This window comes from Thermoactinomyces sp. CICC 10521 (assembly GCF_016055135.1).
GTDB classification, from domain to species: Bacteria; Bacillota; Bacilli; order Thermoactinomycetales; family Thermoactinomycetaceae; genus Thermoactinomyces_A; species Thermoactinomyces_A daqus.
This window is the reverse complement of sequence record NZ_JAECVZ010000087.1, coordinates 1-918: the sequence shown is the minus strand read 5'-3', so window position 1 is coordinate 918 and position 918 is coordinate 1. Positions and strand designations below refer to the sequence as shown.

The following is a 918-nucleotide window of genomic DNA, read 5'->3' as shown; positions in this document are numbered from 1 at the left end:
AAACTGACAGCCAGAATCAGGATTCCCAAAATCCCAAAAACTACATGGGCAATTCCTCTGGCCGTTAACCGATTCCCGTTCAATTTTTCTGAAATCAATTCACTGAAAACCGAAGAGAGAACACCAAAGGTTAAGACTACCAGATAAATAAACATCCCATAAACAAGAATATTTCCACTCGCATTTTTGAGTAAAGGCCCCTGATATGCACCATCTTTCATATCAAGGTAAGTCATGACTAGTCCGTAAACGGTTGCTGATATTAAAGATGTGATAGATGCAGCAACCAATTTTCGTTTTATCAACTACCTGTCCCCCCATCTAATTGTTCCTTCAACCAGGGGCAAAGTATATTACATTTTTTCTATCTGTATGGCCGTTTTCCAAGTTATCTCGGACCCTGAAATCATCTTCTTTACTGTCTAATTATAATAATTTATAATATTTCCCACATAGTAATAGGAGGCGGGATAATGCAAATTTCGCTAGCACAAGCAGTAGCATTAAGAAACATCCTAGCTCGCAAGATTCAGGAACTTATTAATGAACGGTCTCAAGTGGCTATCATTTCTGTTCCAAAAGGCGAACAATTTGAACGCCCCAATAAAACCATCGAATCATTAACAGAAGAAATCAATGAGGTTCGCTCTCATTTTCGTCAACTGGACGTTGCGATGGCTACAGCCAACTTAAATCATACAATCCATTGGGATGATCAGGATATAACCATCATGGAAGCAATTGAATTAGCCAAGCAAATGCGGGGAGAGCTTCAGGAGCTAAAGAGATTTGGTTCCCGGAAAAAGCAGGAGTATTCTTCTCACTATGGAGAAGTCGTAATGGTTGAACACGCTTTGTATGATCCAGCCGAATATCAAGAAAAGGCGAAGAAGCTGGAACGTAAGGTTAACCGCCTAT

Annotated in this window: 2 protein-coding genes; one reads left to right on the top strand and one right to left on the bottom strand. The window is 39.9% G+C overall.

The window, feature by feature from the left end; genetic code table 11:
- Positions 1-305, bottom strand: a 305-nt coding sequence (locus I8U17_RS18090) for a hypothetical protein (RefSeq protein WP_198060000.1), incomplete at its 3' end; no start/stop codon positions are given.
- Between the two features lie 168 nt (positions 306-473).
- On the opposite strand from I8U17_RS18090, the gene I8U17_RS18085 reads away from it, so the two are divergent.
- Positions 474-918: hypothetical protein (locus I8U17_RS18085; protein WP_198059999.1), on the top strand; the 445-nt coding region annotated here is incomplete at its 3' end.